Annotated in this window: 14 protein-coding genes; 13 read left to right on the plus strand and 1 reads right to left on the minus strand. The window is 60.3% G+C overall.

Annotated features, from left to right (window positions below):
• The first annotated feature begins 16 nt into the window (after window positions 1-16).
• The 11 genes from algK to AC07V4_RS12925 all read left to right on the plus strand — a co-directional run bounded on the left by algK (window position 17) and on the right by AC07V4_RS12925 (window position 14,370).
• Window positions 17-1,516, plus strand: coding sequence for an alginate biosynthesis TPR repeat lipoprotein AlgK (gene algK, locus AC07V4_RS12875; protein ID WP_492636917.1), 1,500 nt, complete (start codon window positions 17-19; stop codon window positions 1,514-1,516).
• A complete protein-coding gene (locus AC07V4_RS12880; RefSeq protein ID WP_492636916.1) occupies window positions 1,513-3,000 on the plus strand; it encodes an alginate export family protein in 1,488 nt (495 codons plus the stop codon). Before algK ends, AC07V4_RS12880 begins: the two co-directional genes overlap by 4 nt.
• The gene (algG, locus tag AC07V4_RS12885; protein WP_492636915.1) at window positions 3,000-4,568 is read left to right on the plus strand and encodes a mannuronan 5-epimerase AlgG; all 1,569 of its coding nucleotides are present in this window, start codon (window positions 3,000-3,002) and stop codon (window positions 4,566-4,568) included. Before AC07V4_RS12880 ends, algG begins: the two co-directional genes overlap by 1 nt.
• Window positions 4,569-4,579: 11 nt before the next feature.
• Window positions 4,580-6,028, plus strand: a complete 1,449-nt coding sequence (locus AC07V4_RS12890) for an alginate O-acetyltransferase (protein ID WP_492636973.1) — start codon at window positions 4,580-4,582, stop codon at window positions 6,026-6,028.
• An 8-nt stretch (window positions 6,029-6,036) separates the two neighbouring features.
• A complete protein-coding gene (locus tag AC07V4_RS12895) occupies window positions 6,037-7,146 on the plus strand; it encodes a mannuronate-specific alginate lyase (protein WP_492636914.1) in 1,110 nt (369 codons plus the stop codon).
• A gap of 228 nt (window positions 7,147-7,374) precedes the next feature.
• Window positions 7,375-8,799 carry an MBOAT family O-acyltransferase gene (locus tag AC07V4_RS12900; RefSeq protein WP_492636913.1) on the plus strand — a complete coding sequence of 475 codons (1,425 nt, stop codon included), beginning with the start codon at window positions 7,375-7,377 and terminating at the stop codon, window positions 8,797-8,799.
• A gap of 10 nt (window positions 8,800-8,809) precedes the next feature.
• Window positions 8,810-9,994, plus strand: coding sequence for an alginate O-acetyltransferase (locus AC07V4_RS12905; protein ID WP_492636912.1), 1,185 nt, complete (start codon window positions 8,810-8,812; stop codon window positions 9,992-9,994).
• 16 nt (window positions 9,995-10,010) lie between these two features.
• Window positions 10,011-10,667 (plus strand): alginate O-acetyltransferase AlgF, encoded by a 657-nt coding sequence (locus AC07V4_RS12910; RefSeq protein ID WP_492636911.1) that lies wholly within the window; start codon window positions 10,011-10,013, stop codon window positions 10,665-10,667.
• A 195-nt stretch (window positions 10,668-10,862) separates the two neighbouring features.
• Window positions 10,863-12,314: a mannose-1-phosphate guanylyltransferase/mannose-6-phosphate isomerase gene (locus tag AC07V4_RS12915; protein ID WP_492636910.1), complete on the plus strand. Its 1,452-nt coding sequence runs from the start codon at window positions 10,863-10,865 to the stop codon at window positions 12,312-12,314.
• Between the two features lie 755 nt (window positions 12,315-13,069).
• On the plus strand, window positions 13,070-13,534 hold the full coding sequence (locus tag AC07V4_RS12920) for a multidrug transporter (RefSeq protein WP_492636909.1): 465 nt from the start codon (window positions 13,070-13,072) through the stop codon (window positions 13,532-13,534).
• Between the two features lie 14 nt (window positions 13,535-13,548).
• On the plus strand, window positions 13,549-14,370 hold the full coding sequence (locus AC07V4_RS12925) for an SDR family oxidoreductase (protein ID WP_492636908.1): 822 nt from the start codon (window positions 13,549-13,551) through the stop codon (window positions 14,368-14,370).
• On the opposite strand, the gene AC07V4_RS12930 is transcribed toward AC07V4_RS12925, so the two are convergent.
• On the minus strand, window positions 14,367-15,224 hold the full coding sequence (locus tag AC07V4_RS12930; RefSeq protein ID WP_492636907.1) for a LysR family transcriptional regulator: 858 nt from the start codon (window positions 15,222-15,224) through the stop codon (window positions 14,367-14,369). The genes AC07V4_RS12925 and AC07V4_RS12930 overlap by 4 nt on opposite strands.
• Window positions 15,225-15,335: 111 nt before the next feature.
• On the opposite strand from AC07V4_RS12930, the gene AC07V4_RS12935 reads away from it, so the two are divergent.
• Window positions 15,336-16,520: an MFS transporter gene (locus tag AC07V4_RS12935; protein ID WP_492636906.1), complete on the plus strand. Its 1,185-nt coding sequence runs from the start codon at window positions 15,336-15,338 to the stop codon at window positions 16,518-16,520.
• Window positions 16,517-16,918: a DUF4440 domain-containing protein gene (locus AC07V4_RS12940; RefSeq protein ID WP_492636905.1), complete on the plus strand. Its 402-nt coding sequence runs from the start codon at window positions 16,517-16,519 to the stop codon at window positions 16,916-16,918. Before AC07V4_RS12935 ends, AC07V4_RS12940 begins: the two co-directional genes overlap by 4 nt.
• The last annotated feature ends 264 nt before the right edge of the window (window positions 16,919-17,182 follow it).

Raw genomic sequence — 17,182 nt, forward strand, 5'->3', positions numbered from 1 at the left:
CGAGGACATGCCTGTGATGACTCTTCCGAATACGCCGTTGACCTCTGTGGGAGCCGGGCTTGCCCGCGATGGCGGTGGTGAATCCAACACCGCCATCGTAGGCAAGCCAGCTCCCACACAGAGCAGATCCCACTTCGCTTTGGGGTATTGCGCACTGGCACTCGCCGTGAGCCTCGCCGGTTGCGCCGGCCTGCCCGACCAACGCCTGGCCAATGAAGCGCTCAAGCGTGGCGACACCGTCACCGCGCAACAGAATTACCAGCAACTGGCAGACCTGGGTTACAGCGAGGCCCAAGTGGGTCTGGCCGACATCCAGGTCGGCACCCGCGACCCGGCGCAAATCAAACAGGCTGAAGCCACCTACCGTGCGGCGGCGGATACATCGCCCCGCGCCCAGGCCCGTCTCGGTCGCCTACTGGTAGCCAAGCCCGGCGCTACCGAGGCCGAGCAGCACGAAGCCGAGGGCCTATTGAAAAAGGCCTTCGCCAATGGCGAAGGCAACACCCTGATTCCGCTGGCGATGCTGTACCTGCAATACCCGCACAGTTTCCCGAACGTGAATGCCCAGCAGCAAATCAGTCAATGGCAGGCCGCGGGCTATCCGGAAGCCGGTCTGGCCCAGGTGCTGCTGTATCGCACCCAGGACACCTACGACCAGCATCTGGATGATGTGGAGCGCATCTGCAAGGTTGCGCTGAACACCACCGATATCTGCTACGTCGAGTTGGCCACGGTCTACCAGAAAAAAGCCGAACCGGAGAAACAAGCCGAACTGCTCAAGCAGATGGAGGCCGGCTACAGCCGTGGCACCGTCACTGCGCAGCGTGTCGACAGTGTTGCGCGCGTACTTGGCGATGCGACTCTCGGCCAGCCGGATGAAAAAACCGCCCAGGCCCTGCTGGAAAAAATCGCCCCCGGCTACCCGGCATCCTGGGTCAGCCTGGCGCAACTGCTCTACGACTTTCCCGAGTTGGGCGACGTCGACCAGATGATGAAGTACCTCGACAACGGCCGCGCCGCCGACCAGCCGCGCGCCGAGCTGCTGCTGGGCAAGCTCTACTACGAAGGCAAGTGGGTGCCGGCTGACGCCAAGGCCGCCGAAGCCCACTTCGAAAAAGCCGTAGGCCGTGAAGTCGCCGCCGATTACTACCTCGGCCAGATCTACCGCCGTGGCTACCTGGGCAAGGTCTATCCGCAAAGAGCCCTGGACCATCTGCTGACCGCTGCGCGCAACGGCCAGAACAGCGCCGACTTCGCCATTGCCCAATTGTTTTCCCAAGGCAAGGGCACCAAACCCGACCCATTGAACGCTTATGTCTTCAGCCAATTGGCCAAGGCCCAGGACACCCCGGAGGCCAATGAGTTGGCGACGCAGCTCGAAGCTCCGCTGACGCCTGAACAACGCACCCAAGGCCAACGCCTGGTGCAACAGGAGCTGGCCACCCGCGGCACCCTGGCCCAGAGCACGCTGCAACTGCACGCCCTGCAAGAAGAAGACGGCGAGGAATCCCTATGAAGCTCAACCCATTCGTCAAGGCCGGCATCGGCCTGACCTTCGCCCTGCTATGGTCGTGCCCGACCCTGGCCGCGCTGACCGAAGCCAAGAACTTTGGCCTGGAAGTGAAAATCACCGGCCAGTCCGAAGACGACCGCGACCTGGGCACCAAGCCCGGCGGCGACGTCAACGGTATCGGCCTCGACCTGCGCCCGTGGGTCTATGGCGAAAGCGGCGCGTGGAGTGCCTACGCCATGGGCCAGGCCGTGACGTCCAGTGACATCATCGAGACCGATACCCTGCAACAGTCCGCCGATGACGCCACCCAGCAGTCAAGCAACGACGACCGCAAAACCAAGAAAAACTACCTGGCCCTGCGCGAATTCTGGGTCGGCTACAGCGGCTTCACCCCCTACCCCGGCGAGATCCTCAAGCTGGGCCGCCAACGCCTGCGCAACGACGACGGCCAATGGCGCGACACCAATATCGAAGCACTGAACTGGACCTTCGACACCTCCTTGCTCAAGGCCAACGTCGGCGCCGCCGAACGCTTCAGCGAATACCGCACCGACCTCAAGGAACTGTCGCCCAAGGACAAGGACCGCCAGCACTTCTACGCCGATGCGTCCTACCAGTGGATGCCGGGCCAGTGGATCGGCCTGCGCGGCCACCACACTCACGACGACGGCAAGCTCGACTACGCCGAACCGGGTGTCGCCACAGACCCGTTGGACAAACGCGAAAATGGCGACCTGACCTGGCTCGGCCTCGAAGCCAACAGCGACGCCTATAACTGGCGCAACACCAACACTGTCAACTACTGGGCGAGCATCACCGGCATGCAGGGCAACCGCGACACGGTCAATGCCTTGAATGCCGACGGCACTCGCCCAAGCAATGCCAAGCGCAGTGATGACGTGAATGGCTGGGCCACCGATATCGGTGTGCGCCTGCGCCTCGATCCGCAATGGCAAGTCGGTGCGGCCTACTCCCGCGCCAGCGCCGAGTACGAACAGAACGGCCTGCAGAGCAACCGCTCGAACTGGACCGGCACCCAGTCCCGCGTGCACCGCTTCGGCGAAGCGTTCCGCGGCGAGATGAACAATATGCAGTCCATGAGCCTGTTCGGTTCCTGGCAGTTGCGCGAGGACTATGACGCCAGCCTGGTGTACCACAAGTTCTGGCGCGTCGACGGCAACAAGCCGGTGGGTAGCAACGGTATCGATGCGGTACAGAACAACACCGATGACGTGACCGGCGCGATCCTCTCCAGCACCTCCCTGCCCCTTGAGGACGGCAAAAAAGACCTCGGCCAGGAGATGGACCTGGTGGTCACCAAATACTTCAAAAAAGGTCTGTTGCCGGCCGCGTTGAGCCAGTCGATCGATGAGCCCTCGGCCCTGGTGCGCTTTCGTGCCGGCGTGTTCAAACCGGGTGACGCCTATGGCAGCCAAGTCGACTCGTACATGCACCGCGCCTTTGTCGACGTGATCTGGCGATTCTGATGGGAACCTGCGCAATGAATGCTCAAAGCCTACTCGTCGCAGCAATCCTGCTGGCCAGTGCCACGGCCTCTGCCGACCCGGTGGCCAAGGCGCCAACCATCGCCAAAGGACTGCAACAGGCCAAGACCTACACCATTTCCAGCCCGCCCACCGCGCCGCTGGAAATGGCCAAGCCAGCCTTGCCTGACCTGAGCGGCTACACCGCTGCGGCGATGGAAAAGAAAATCGTACGAGCCCAGCCAGGCAAGATCAGCATCCGTCGAATGATGCAGGAAGACGCGCTCAAGGACTTCATCGGCGGTGACAACAAGATGGCCGAATGGGTGGTCCGCCAACACGGCATTCCCCAGGCGATCTTTGTCGACGACGGCTACATGAACCTCAAGGACCTGCTCGGCAAGGTACCCAAACAGTACCTCAGCGAAATGTCGCCGGGCGTGTTCCTGGCCAAGCTGCCGATTGTGGTCGGGCGCAAGGGCATCCTGGAGATCGACAAGAGGACCCAGGAACTGCGCCTGTCCCAAGAGTCGGGTTCGTTCCTGATCAACGACGGCCAGCTGTTTGTGCGTGATACCAGGATCACCGGTTGGAGCGAAAAGGCCAACGGCCCGGCGCTGTTCAAGTCGCCCAAGGAATTTCGCCCGTTCCTGTTGGCCTGGGGTGGTACCGAGACCTACGTCGCCAACAGCAAGATGGCCAGCTTCGGCTACGCCAACAGTAAGTCGTACGGGGTGAGTATTTCCCAGTACACGCCGAACATGGCCAAGGTGCTCAAGCGCCCCGAACCCACCGGCTGGATCATCGACTCCGAGTTCTCGGACATGTGGTACGGCTTCTACTGCTACGAGACCACGGGTTTTGTGATCAAGGGCAATACCTACAAAGACAACATCGTCTACGGCATCGACCCCCACGACCGTTCCCACGGCCTGATCATCGCCGACAACACCGTGTACGGCACCAAGAAGAAGCACGGCATCATCATTTCCCGGGAAGTGAACGACAGCTTCATCTTCAACAATCGCAGCTACGACAACAAACTCTCGGGCCTGGTGATCGACCGTAACAGCGTGAACAACCTGATCGCCGACAACGAGATCTACCGCAACCACACCGACGGCATCACCCTCTATGAGAGCGGCGACAACCTGCTGTGGGGCAACAAGGTCATCAGCAACCGTCGCCACGGCATCCGCGTGCGCAACAGCGTGAACATCAAGCTGTACGAGAACACCGCCATGGCCAACGGCCTGACCGGCGTGTACGGCCACATCAAGGACTTGACCGACACCGACCGCGACATCGCCCTCGACCCGTTCGACACCAAGGTCTCGCTGATCCTGGTCGGTGGTGAACTGGCGGGTAACGGCAGCGGGCCGCTGTCCATTGACTCGCCGTTGAGTGTCGAGCTGTACCGCGTGGCGATGTTGGCGCCGACCAAGTCCAGCGGCATCAGCTTCAACGGCGTGCTGGGCGACCGCCAGGAAGAAATTCTCGACCTGCTGGTACGCCAGCAGAAAGCCGTGTTGATCGACCCTGTCGAACGCCAGACCGAAATGCAGGACTGAGGATGACCCTTATGCACCCACACATGATCAAACTGTTGAGCCTCTCGGGTCTGACCTTCGGCCTGCTGGCGGCCAGCCAGGGCGTACGCGCCGATGAAGTGAAGGCCCCGTCCTTTACCGCCGAACCGTGCTGCAGCCTGTGCCCGGCCGCCCACGACGCGAAGAACTACACCACGCGCTACCAGCAGAACTTCACCACCCTGGTGCAAGCCCAGGGCGACTGGCTGTTCCGGACCCAGGAAGACTTGCGCACCGAATTCGACACCAGCCCCGCCGGCTACAAACGCATGCAGCAACTGCACGATGCGTTCAAGGCCAAGGGTGTGGAACTGGTGGTGGTCTACCAGCCGACCCGTGGCCTGGTGAACCGCAACAAGCTCAACCCCGAGGAAAAAGCCAAGTTCGATTTCGACAAGGCACTGGGCAACTACAAGACCATGCTCGGCCGTTTTGCCAAGATGGGCTATGTGGTGCCGGACTTGTCGCCGTTGACCAATGAGCAGTTGCCCGATGAATTGCCGGCCCACGATTTCTACTTCCGTGGCGATCAGCACTGGACCCCGTACGGCGCCCAGCGCACGGCGAAAATCGTCGGTGCCAAAGTGCGCGCGATGCCTGAGTTCGCCGATATTCCAAAGCGTGAATTCGAAACCAAGCGCTCCGGACGCATGGGCAAGACTGGCACCCTGCACAACATGGCCGGACAACTGTGCGGCACCAGCTACGCGATCCAGTACATGGACCAGTTCACCACCGAGCCCAAGGGCGAAGCGGGTGACGGCGATCTGTTCGGCGATTCGGGCAACCCGCAGATCACCCTGGTGGGCACCAGCCACAGCGGCAAGAACTACAACTTCGCGGGCTTCCTGGAGCAGGAAATCGGTGCCGACATCCTCAACGTCGCCTTCCCTGGCGGTGGTCTGGAAGGTTCGATGATCCAGTACCTGGGCAGCGATGAGTTCCAGAAGACGCCGCCGAAAATTCTCATCTGGGAATTCTCGCCGCTGTACCGCCTGGACCAGGAGACCATCTACCGCCAGATGATGGCACTCCTCGATAACGGCTGCGAAGGCAAGACCGCGCAGATGTCCGCCAGCACCACACTCAAACCCGGCAAGAACGAGCTGCTGGTCAACAGCTCGAACAAAGACCTGCGCAATGCCAACCATCAGGTTGATATCCGCTTCGCCGATCCATCGGTGAAAACCCTGCAAGCCACCCTCTGGTACATGAACGGCCGCCATGAGGACATCAAGATCGAGAAACCCGAGACATCCGATACAGACGGGCGTTTCGCCTTTGAACTGCGCACCGATGAAGACTGGGCCTCGCAGAACTTGCTGGCCGTGGAAGTCCAAGGCCCCGAAGCAGGCCAGGCCGCGCAGAAGGTTGAAGCGAAAATTTGCACACGCAACGTATTCCCAAGCGGCGGTCAACGCACCGCTCAACTTGGGCAATGAGGTTACCTATGCAGAAGTTATTGATCCCCACGTTACTCGGCCTTGCGATGTTTGCAGGCGTGGTCAACGCCGCCGCCCCACTGCGTCCACCCCAGGGCTACTTCGCCCCGATCGAGGCGCTCAAGACCGGCGACTTCAAGAATGACTGCGACGCCATGCCAGCGCCGTACACCGGCTCACTGCAATTTCGCAGCAAGTACGAAGGCTCGGACAAGGCCCGCGCCACCCTGAACGTGCAATCCGAAAAAGCCTTTCGCGACAGCACCGCCGACATCACCAAGCTGGAGAAAGACACCAGCAAACACGTGATGCAGTTCATGCGTGACGGTCGCCCTGAACAACTGGAGTGCACGCTGAACTGGCTTGCGTCGTGGGCTCGGGCAAATGCCTTGATGTCCAAGGACTTCAACCACACCGGCAAGTCCATGCGCAAATGGGCGCTGGGCAGCATGGCCTCGGCCTATGTACGCCTGAAGTTTTCCGATTCCCATCCGCTGGCCAGCCATCAGCAGGAATCACAGCTGATCGAGGCGTGGTTCAACAAGCTGGCCGATCAAGTGGTCAGCGACTGGGACAACCTGCCGCTGGAAAAAACCAACAACCATTCCTACTGGGCCGCCTGGTCGGTGATGGCGACCTCCATCGCGACCAACCGTCGCGACCTGTTTGATTGGGCGGTGAAGGAATACAAGGTCGGCGTGAACCAGGTCGACGACCAAGGCTTCCTGCCGAATGAATTGAAGCGCCAGCAACGGGCTTTGGCGTACCACAACTACGCCCTGCCGCCACTGTCGATGATCGCCAGTTTTGCCCTGGTCAACGGTGTGGACCTGCGTCAGGAAAACCACGGCGCGCTCAAGCGCCTGGGCGATAAGGTACTGGCCGGAGTGAAAGACCCAGCGATCTTCGAACAGAAGAACGGCAAGGAACAAGACATGAAGGACCTCAAGGAAGACATGAAATATGCCTGGCTTGAACCCTTCTGCACCCTCTACACCTGCGCGCCGGATGTGCTGGAGCGCAAGCACGGGATGCAGCCGTTCAAGACGTTCCGCCTGGGGGGTGACCTGACCAAGGTCTACGACCCGACGCATGAAAAAGGCAACAAAGGTTCCTGAATAGCTGACTGACTGAACTGAATTCAAATGTGGGAGGGGGCTTGCCCCCGATAGCAGTGTGTCATTCAACACAGATGGCGACTGTTGCACAGCAATCGGGGGCAAGCCCCCTCCCACATTTAGAGCCAGTTTTGACAGTAGGAATGTTGTACAGCCCTCCTCGAATTTTCGTGGGGGGTTTGGGGGGGCTTTGGCCCTTGAATGTTGGCTAAACATGGAGAGATCGGGATGGTTTTCTCGTCCAATGTGTTCCTGTTTCTGTTCTTGCCGATTTTTCTCGGCTTGTACTATTTGAGCGGGCAACGCTATCGCAACCTGCTGCTGCTGATTGCCAGCTATGTGTTCTACGCCTGGTGGCGAGTGGACTTCCTGGCGCTGTTCGCCGCCGTGACGCTGTGGAACTACTGGATCGGCCTCAAGGTCGGTGCAGCGGGCGTGCGCACCAAGCCGGCCCAGCGCTGGCTGCTGCTCGGCGTGGCCGTTGACCTGTGCATCCTCGGCTACTTCAAGTACGCCAACTTCGGTGTCGATAGCATCAATGTGATGATGAAGTCGGCGGGCCTGGAGCCGTTCATCCTTACCCACGTGCTGCTGCCGATCGGTATCTCGTTCTACATCTTCGAGTCCATCAGCTACATCATCGACGTGTACCGTGGCGACACGCCGGCCACGCGCAACTTGATCGATTTCGCTGCATTCGTGGCGATCTTCCCGCACTTGATTGCCGGCCCCGTGTTGCGTTTTCGCGACCTGGCCGACCAGTTCAACAACCGCACCCACACCCTCGACAAGTTCTCCGAAGGCTGTACGCGGTTCATGCAGGGTTTCATCAAGAAGGTCTTCATCGCCGACACCCTGGCGGTGGTGGCCGACCATTGCTTCGCCCTGCAAGACCCGACTACCGGGGATGCCTGGCTCGGCGCGCTGGCCTACACCGCGCAGTTGTACTTCGACTTCTCCGGCTACAGCGACATGGCCATCGGCCTGGGCTTGATGATGGGTTTCCGCTTCATGGAAAACTTCAAGCAGCCGTACATCAGCCAATCGATCACCGAGTTCTGGCGGCGCTGGCACATCAGCCTCTCTACCTGGCTGCGCGACTACCTCTACATCACCTTGGGCGGCAACCGCAAAGGCACGCTGACCACTTACCGCAACCTGTTCCTGACCATGCTGCTCGGTGGCCTGTGGCACGGTGCGAACATCACCTACATCGTGTGGGGCGCGTGGCACGGCATGTGGCTGGCGATTGAAAAAGCCATTGGCCTGAACACCTCGCCACGCAGCTTCAACGTGGTGCGCTGGGCCTTTACCTTCTTGCTGGTGGTGATTGGTTGGGTGATCTTCCGGGCCGAAAACCTGCACGTCGCGGGCCGTATGTACGGCGCGATGTTCAGCTTCAACGAGTGGTCGCTGTCGGAACTCAACCGCGCCAACCTCACCAGCCTGCAAGTGGCAACCCTGGTGGTGGCGTACGCGACACTGGCGTTCTTCGGCCTGCGCGATTTCTATCGCGACCATCCAGCCACGCCGAACCCGGCTCGCAGCGTACCGGGCTATGCCATGCGCGCCTGTGTGCTGCTGCTGTTCGCGGCGTCGATCCTGAAACTCTCGGCGCAGAGCTTCTCGCCGTTCCTTTACTTCCAATTCTGAGGGAGCCGACATGACCCGTTCATTCCGCGTGCTCTATATCGCCCTGTTCCTGGCCATGCTGCTGGTGCTGGGCCTGTGGTCGATGCGCAGCTTCTTCGGTTTCAGCACCAACGCCGATGCCACCGTGCTCAACGGCCGCTGGACCAAGGCCGTCGAGACCCACTACGACGACGAGTTCCCGATCAAGCGCCTGGGCACCAACCTCTGGGCGGCGCTGGACTACAAGCTCTTCAATGAAGGCCGCAAGGGCGTGGTGCTTGGCCGCGATCACTGGTTGTACAGCGACGAGGAGTTCAACCCCATCGTCAACGAAGACCAGAACCTGCAAGGCAACTACGCGCTGGTCGAAGGCGTGCGTCAGAAGCTCAAGGCCCAGGGCGTTCAATTGGTGATGGCGATCGTTCCGGCCAAGGTGCGCCTGTACCCGGAGCACTTGGGCGACGTGAAACCGGCGAGCATCCACGCCAATCTGTACCAGGACTTCCACGCCCGCGTGGCGGCCGACAAGATCATCGCGCCGGATCTGCTTGGCCCGTTGCAACAGGGCAAGCTGGGCGGCAAGCAAGTGTTCCTGCGTACCGACACCCACTGGACCCCGGACGGTGCGGAAATTGCCGCCAAGCAACTGGCCAAGGTGATTGCCGACAAGACTCCCCTGAGCGGCGAGCCACAGCGCTTTGTCACCGAAGCTGAAAAGACCGCGCCCCATACAGGCGACCTGCGCCTGTTCCTGCCCCTGGACCCACTGTTCGAAAACCTGATGCCACCCAAGGAGCCGCTGGAAAAACGCGTCACCCACCTGGCCGAAAACAAAGGCGACGACGCCCTGTTCAACGACAGCGAAACCCCAGTCGCCCTGGTCGGCACCAGCTACAGCGCCAACCCCAACTGGAACTTCGTCGGCGCGCTCAAGCAGGCCTTGCACAGCGACGTCATCAACTATGCCGAAGACGGCCACGGCCCGATCCAGCCGATGCTCAGCTACTTGAAAAGCGACGACTTCAAGAACAGCCCGCCCCAGGTGCTGATCTGGGAATTTCCCGAACGTTATCTGCCCGTGAACAACGAAATCGGCGATGCCGACCCACAGTGGGTCGCGCAACTTAAACAAGCCGGTACGCGCCAACAGCACATGGCACTGAACACCCCAGTCAATAACCAAAAATCCGAGACGCCCGACCGGGCGCAAAACTGAAAGAGAGGTAACTCACATGACTTTCACTACTACTCCGCGTCGTCTCGCCAAGACCCTGGCTATCGCTGCCGGCCTGAGCTTCGTGTCGATGTCCGTTTTCGCCGGCGGTGACGCTGCGCTCTACGGTCCCACCGCACCAAAAGGCTCCAGCTTCGTGCGCGTCTACAACGCCAGCAACCAGGAAGTCAGCGCCACCGTCGGCGCCACCAACCTGAGCGACGTCGCCCCGCTGGCCAGCAGTGACTTCAGCTTCATGCCGGGCGGCGACTACAGCGCCAAGGTTGGCAGCCAGACCGTGCCGGTCAAACTTGTCGCCGACCACTACTACACCCTGGTCAACAGCGGCAGCGGCCAACCGCAACTGATCGAAGAACCGCCGTTCAAGAACAAGCAGAAATCCTTGGTGCGCGTGCAGAACCTCAGTGACAAGGCCCTGACGCTGAAGACCGCCGACGGCAAGACCGATGTGGTCCAGTCGGTGGCGGCCAAGGGCCGTGGCGAGCGTGAAATCAACCCGGTGAAGGTGAGCCTGGCGTTGTATGACGGAGACAAGAAAGTCGGCGATGTGAAGCCGGTTGCGTTGGAACGTGGTGAAGCGGCGGTGCTGTATGTGACGGGCTCCGGTTCGAGCATCTCGTCAGTCTGGGTGAAACGCCCAGTGTCGGCCCGCTAATGATTTTTTCGGATTGACACATCCCCCCTGTGGGAGCCGGGCTTGCCCACGATGGCGGTGGTGAATCCAACACCGCTATCGCAGGCAAGCCAGCTCTCACAGGGACCGAGGTGTCCATTCGGACCGAGACAAAAACAAGAGTGAAACGACAAACCCTCGTAGCTCTGACCCAAATCGATTCAAGGAGAAACACCCATGATCCCAGTAATCCTTTCCGGTGGTAGCGGCTCACGTCTTTGGCCGCTTTCGCGCAAACAGTTCCCCAAGCAATTCCTGGCCCTGACCGGCGAGCACACGTTGTTCCAGCAAACCCTGGAACGCCTGGTGTTCGAAGGCATGGACTCACCTATCGTGGTCTGTAACAAAGACCACCGTTTTATCGTCAACGAACAGCTGAACACGCGTAACCTAGACTGTCAGCGCATCCTCATGGAACCCTTCGGCCGCAACACCGCACCAGCCGTGGCCCTGACGGCGATGATGCTGGTCAATGAAGGCCGCGACGAGCTGATGCTGGTGCTGCCCGCCGACCACGTGATCGACGACCAAAAAGCTCTGCAACGTGCCCTGGCCCTGGCCACCGTGGCCGCCGAGCGTGGCGAGATGGTGCTGTTTGGCGTGCCGGCGACCCGCCCGGAAACCGGCTACGGCTATATCAAGTCCGCCAACGATTCGCTGCTGCCCGAAGGCGTGAGCCGCGTGCAACAGTTCGTGGAAAAGCCCGATGAAAAACGTGCGGTGGAATTCGTCAAAAGCGGCGGTTACTTCTGGAACAGCGGCATGTTCCTGTTCCGCGCCAGCCGCTTCCTCGAAGAGCTGAAAAAGCACGACCCGGACATCTATGACACCTGCGTATTGACCCTCGAGCGCAGTGCGCAGGATGCTGACACCGTGACGTTCGACGAAGCCACCTTCGCCTGCTGCCCGGACAACTCCATCGACTACGCCGTGATGGAAAAGACCCAACGCGCCTGCGTGGTGCCGCTGAGTGCCGGTTGGAGCGACGTGGGCTGCTGGGCCTCACTGTGGGCGGTCAATGATAAAGACGTGCACGGCAACGTGAGCAAAGGCGACGTGGTGATCCAGGACAGCCGCAACTGCATGATCCACGGCAACGGCAAGCTGGTGTCGGTGATCGGCCTGGACAATATCGTGGTGGTGGAAACCAAGGACGCGATGATGATTGCCCACAAGGACAAGGTCCAGGGCGTCAAGCAGATGGTCAACACCCTCAACGATCAGGGCCGCAGCGAAACCCAGAACCACTGCGAAGTCTATCGCCCATGGGGCTCCTACGACTCGGTGGACATGGGTGGCCGCTTCCAGGTCAAGCACATCTCGGTCAAGCCGGGCGCGTGCCTGTCACTGCAGATGCACCACCACCGCGCCGAACACTGGATCGTGGTCAGCGGCACCGCCGAAGTCACCTGTGACGAGAATGTGTTCCTGCTGTGCGAGAACCAGTCCACTTATATCCCGATTGCCTCGGTGCACCGTTTGCGCAACCCGGGCAAGATTCCGCTGGAGATCATTGAAGTGCAGTCGGGCAGCTACTTGGGCGAGGACGATATCGAGCGCTTTGAAGATATCTACGGGCGATCGACGCCGGTTGAACGTGGTGTGTCGGTGAAAACCATCGCACAGTAACACTGTCGTACAAGAAGCCCCCGTCCAGCCGACTGCGTCCCCTATCCGCAGCCGGTTGGGCGGGGGCTTTTTTATTTGAACCGCATCCTGTTATGACGTGCTCTGGCCTCCCCAGTTCGAGGGGGAGTAGGCGTTGTAATTGCCGGTACTGTTAGTGGTGCTACCCGCGCTGTCGAATCTATCCTTGCCATATTCCTGGGCAGTCCTGCCCCCATAGACCATGGCGGCGCCCAGGACTTTACTGAACATACCGCCACTCGAGCCAAGTCTTTTCCCAATACCCTCTGCGGCGGCACCGCCCACCATATAACCAGCTCCCTTCGCCTTCTCAGTGTCCGTACCCTGGTTATAGAGTGCGGTGGGAAAAAGCGCAGAAGTCCCTTGCAGCAGTGTCTGTCCCAGGTTGGTAAGCCTTTGATTTTGCATACGAGGCGATACATGGGCGTCGCGGTCTGTCGCTGGATTGGATGCTCCAGCAGTGCTACGCGCTGGCGCAGGTTGAGGCGTAAGGAGAGAGGTGGCCACTGACCCAATTGCGGAGATGGCAGCCGGTGTAATAAGGGCTGAAGCAATCATAGTTCGTCTCACTCAAGTAACCGAGGTAAGTACCCTCCTGGATAATCCGCATTTCCCTATGCTGACTCTGTGGAAAAAATGAGTTATCAGGTTCCCTCGTAAACGAAAACTGATCCCCACGATAGGCATCACGCCCAACCCGCGAGTAGGATGTTTTATCTGCGTATGAGGTTGTCATCATGTTCTTCGGCGTCCTGCTCATCATCACCTGGCTGGTCCTGCTGCTGCGCTACCCGGCCAAAGCCTTGCCAGTGTCGTTGGCCGCTGCGGTCGGCCTGGGTTTCGTGGCGATCTGGGTGGTGTGGCTGGATAACCGTGAAGCCTCACAGCTGGCACGCCTGGAACTGCGCATCACCTATGCGCCACAAGACTGCCAGGCCGACCGGCCACTGAAGCTGACCTTGAAGAACACCAATGACGTGCCCTTGACCGAGCTGCGCTGGCGTGTGGCAGCCTATGCGCCGGGCGACACGGTCAACCTGGCCGACAACGTCTACGCCGCTCCACGCTATCGCGGCCCCGGTGAACTGCAGGCCGGTGAAACCTGGGAAGACTGCCTGCCCACACCATCACTGCGCCCCGGCTACCGCCCGCAAACCCTGGAATTTCGCGCCGAGCACCTGCAAGGCAGTTTCTCGGACTGACAAAGGATTGACCCATGCCTAACGTACTCATCACCGGTTGCTCCAGCGGCATCGGTCGCGCCCTGGCCGAGGCCTTCAAGACGTCCGGTTATCACGTGCTGACCAGCGCCCGTCGCGAAGAAGACGTGATCGCCCTCAACGACGCCGGCTTCCATGCCGTGCTACTGGACGTGAATGACAGCGCCGCCCTGCAAACCCTGGCCACCCAGGTGGATGAGCTGGACGTGCTGGACGTGCTGATCAACAATGCCGGCTACGGTGCCATGGGCCCGCTGCTCGACGGCGGCACCGACGCGATGCAGCGCCAGTTCGAAACCAACGTGTTCTCCATTGTCGGCGTGACCCAGGCACTGTTCCCCGCCCTGCGCCGCAGCAAAGGTCTGGTGGTGAATATCGGCAGCGTGTCGGGTGTGCTGGTCACGCCGTTTGCCGGCGCGTACTGCGCCTCGAAAGCCGCCGTCCATGCCTTGAGCGATGCACTGCGCATGGAACTGGCGCCGTTTGGGGTGCGGGTGATGGAGGTCCAACCGGGGGCGATCAACACAAGCTTTGCCAAAAACGCCGGCGCCCAGGCTGAACTGTTGATCAATGAACAATCGCCGTGGTGGCCACTGCGGGATGGCATCCGGGCGCGCAGCCAGGCTTCCCAGGACAAACCGACCCCGGCCAACGTGTTTGCGGCAGATGTACTCAACGCAGTGCAACAAAATCAGCCGCCGCGCCTGTTGCGTTCCGGTAATGGCAGCCGGGCGTTGCCGTTGATGGCCGCACTCTTGCCCAAAGGGCTGCTGGAGAAAGTCTTGATGAAACGCTTCGGGCTGACGAAAACGCTCTAACTTTTCATAAAATCAATAAACGCCCGCACCTTCATCGGCAAATGCCGCGTATCCGGATACATCGCATAAACCCCCTGTGGGGCGAAGCGATGGTCCGGCACCAGCCGCACCAGCCTTCCGGCGTCCAGATCATCCTGCACCAGCCATTGCGGCAGCACCGCTACACCATGGCCGCGTACGGCAAATGCTTGAAGAACAGCGGCACTGTCGGCCACCAGTGAAGAATGCCCTGGCCGATATTGATGCTCGCCACCTGACGGATCAGTCAGGCTCAACTCGGTCAGTCGGCCATGGCCCAGCTTGGGCAACTGCTCCAACTCATCCAGCGTATGGACGCCGACAAATGCCGGGGCGGCCACCGCGAACACCTCGAATGTCGACAACTGTAGCGCGCGGTGGCTGGAGTCCAGCAGGCGCCCCAATCGAATCGCCACGTCAAAGCGCTCTGAAATCAAATCGGCGTGGGTGGAGGATGTGGATAAATGGATATTCAGGTCCGGGTGCAAGCGGCGGAATGCTTCCACCGCCGGGGCAACCACCGCCAGCGCATATTCCACGGTGGTGGTGATGCGCAACGTGCCTTTGAGCTGATCATGTTCCGAACGGGCTTCTTCCACCGCCAATCGCGCTTCGTCCAACATCCTCGTGCAACGCAGGTAGAAGCGCTCCCCGGCATCGGTCAACGCCAGTTGGCGGGTGTTGCGGGTCAGCAGCGTGACGCCTAGCTCGGCCTCCAGGCGCTTGAGGTTGAAGCTGACCACCGCGCGGGTCTGGCCCAGCAGATCGGCTGCGGCAGTGAGTGAGCCGGCCTCGACCACGGCTTTGAAAGTGTCGAATCGATCCAGGCTGACCATGGGCCAGGCACTCCTTTGTCAAAATATTTTTGACAAACTAACAGGCAAACCGGCGTATCCCAAACATGGCATCACCCTTACCCTGCCCGCTTCACTCGCAGGATCGCGTCCATGACCTACCGCTCGAAAGTCGCCTGGATCTTTTTGCTGGGCTTTGCCCTGGACCTGGTGAACATGTTTGTCGCCACGGTCGCCTACCCGGATATCGCCCAAGAATTGCACGCCTCGGTGACGCAACTGGCGTGGATCAGTAACGCCTACATGCTCGGCCTGACCGTGATCATTCCGTTCAGTGTCTGGCTGGCAGCCCTGTTGGGAGAACGTAACTTGATTGCTGCCAGCCTGCTGCTGTTCGCCGGGGCCTCGGTGATGGTGAGCCAGGCAGGCTCCATTGAAGCGCTGATCGCTTGGCGCTTGCTGCAAGGCTGGGGCGGCGGCCTGCTAATCCCGGTGGGGCAAGCGTTGGCTTACCGACACTTTCCACCCGCAGAGCGTAGTCAGCTCACCGCTCGGGTCATGTCGGTGGCCCTGTTGGTGCCGGCGCTGTCCCCGGCATTGGGCGGGCTGATCGTCGACAGTGTGTCGTGGCGCTGGATTTTCTACGCCAACCTGCCGCTGGCATTGATCACCCTACTGCTGGCGTTGCTGTGGATAAAACCGGACGCACCTGCGAGCATCCGCCCGCCTCTGGACCTAGTCAGCATTTTCAAGCAGGCCCGTAGCCCCATGTTGCGCGTGGCAATGCTGGTGTACCTGTGCATCCCCGGCATATTTATTGGCACCAGCCTGATCGCCATCCTTTATCTGCGCGGCCTGGGCTATGACGCAACGCGAACCGGCGCGCTGATGTTGCCGTGGGCGCTGGCCTCGGCACTGGCCATTTACCTCAGCAAAAAGCTGTTCAACCGCTGCGGCCCGAAGCCGTTATTGTTGGCGGGCATGGCCCTGCAATGCATCGGCATCCTGTTGCTCAATGGGCCAGCCCTGATCATTCCTGCCTACCTTTTGATGGGCTTGGGCGGTAGCTTGTGCAGCAGCACCGCACAGACCCTGGCCTTTCTGGATATCCCCGCCGAACGTATGGGCCACGCCAGCGCCTTGTGGAACATCAATCGACAGTTAAGCTTCTGTCTGGGCGCCGCAGCGATGAGTGCGATGTTGTCGGCCTTGGATTCCTTCGCCATTACCTTCACGATGGCGGCAGCCATGACCCTGCTGCCTCTTTTTGCAGTGCTGCGCCTGGATGCATCCAGAGTACGCACACTGCTTCACCTTGCCAGCGAGCCTCACCGATGATTGATTACAGTGACTTTTTTGAAGAAGTGATCCAGACCCACGTCGAAATCGAGCAATGGTTTGCCGGAGTCGCGCCTGAAGGCACCTTGCAAAGCCTGCTCGCGCGCTTCTCCCCGGAGTTCAGCATGGTCGCCCCGGCCACCGGAGCCCGCGTGAATGCAGCCGGGGTCAATGCCCTATTCACCCGTCTGGGCGGCATGCGTCCTGGACTGAAGATCACCTTGAGCGAGATGGCCGGTATTGACCGGCATGCTCGCGGGGCAACCGTGACCTACCGCGAGCATCAGGTGGATGACAGCGGCACCCAGACAGATCGGCGGGCCACGGTGGTGTTCGAAAAACAGGCCAGCGGTGTACTGCTATGGCGTCACCTGCATGAAACCTTTATCAAGGCTTGAATCAGACAACTATCCTAAGCCTCTACAAGACATTCATTACGCTTCAATACAATTTCGCTACAGAACTGAACGGGGGCCACGCGTAAAGTGGCGCCCTGATTGCACACTCGAAGTTACAAATAATCACCTCGCCCCTATCCCGTTTATCATTGATCGCAGTCCGCACAGCTCTACTAAAGCAGTCCTGGTCTCTCTTGGGTGAACCCTATCAAGCCTTTTAACAGATCGCGCTCTTGCCGCACGCTTTGCACACTATCACTGGTG

The sequence above is a fragment of the Pseudomonas sp. GW821-FHT03A09 genome (assembly GCF_059421065.1).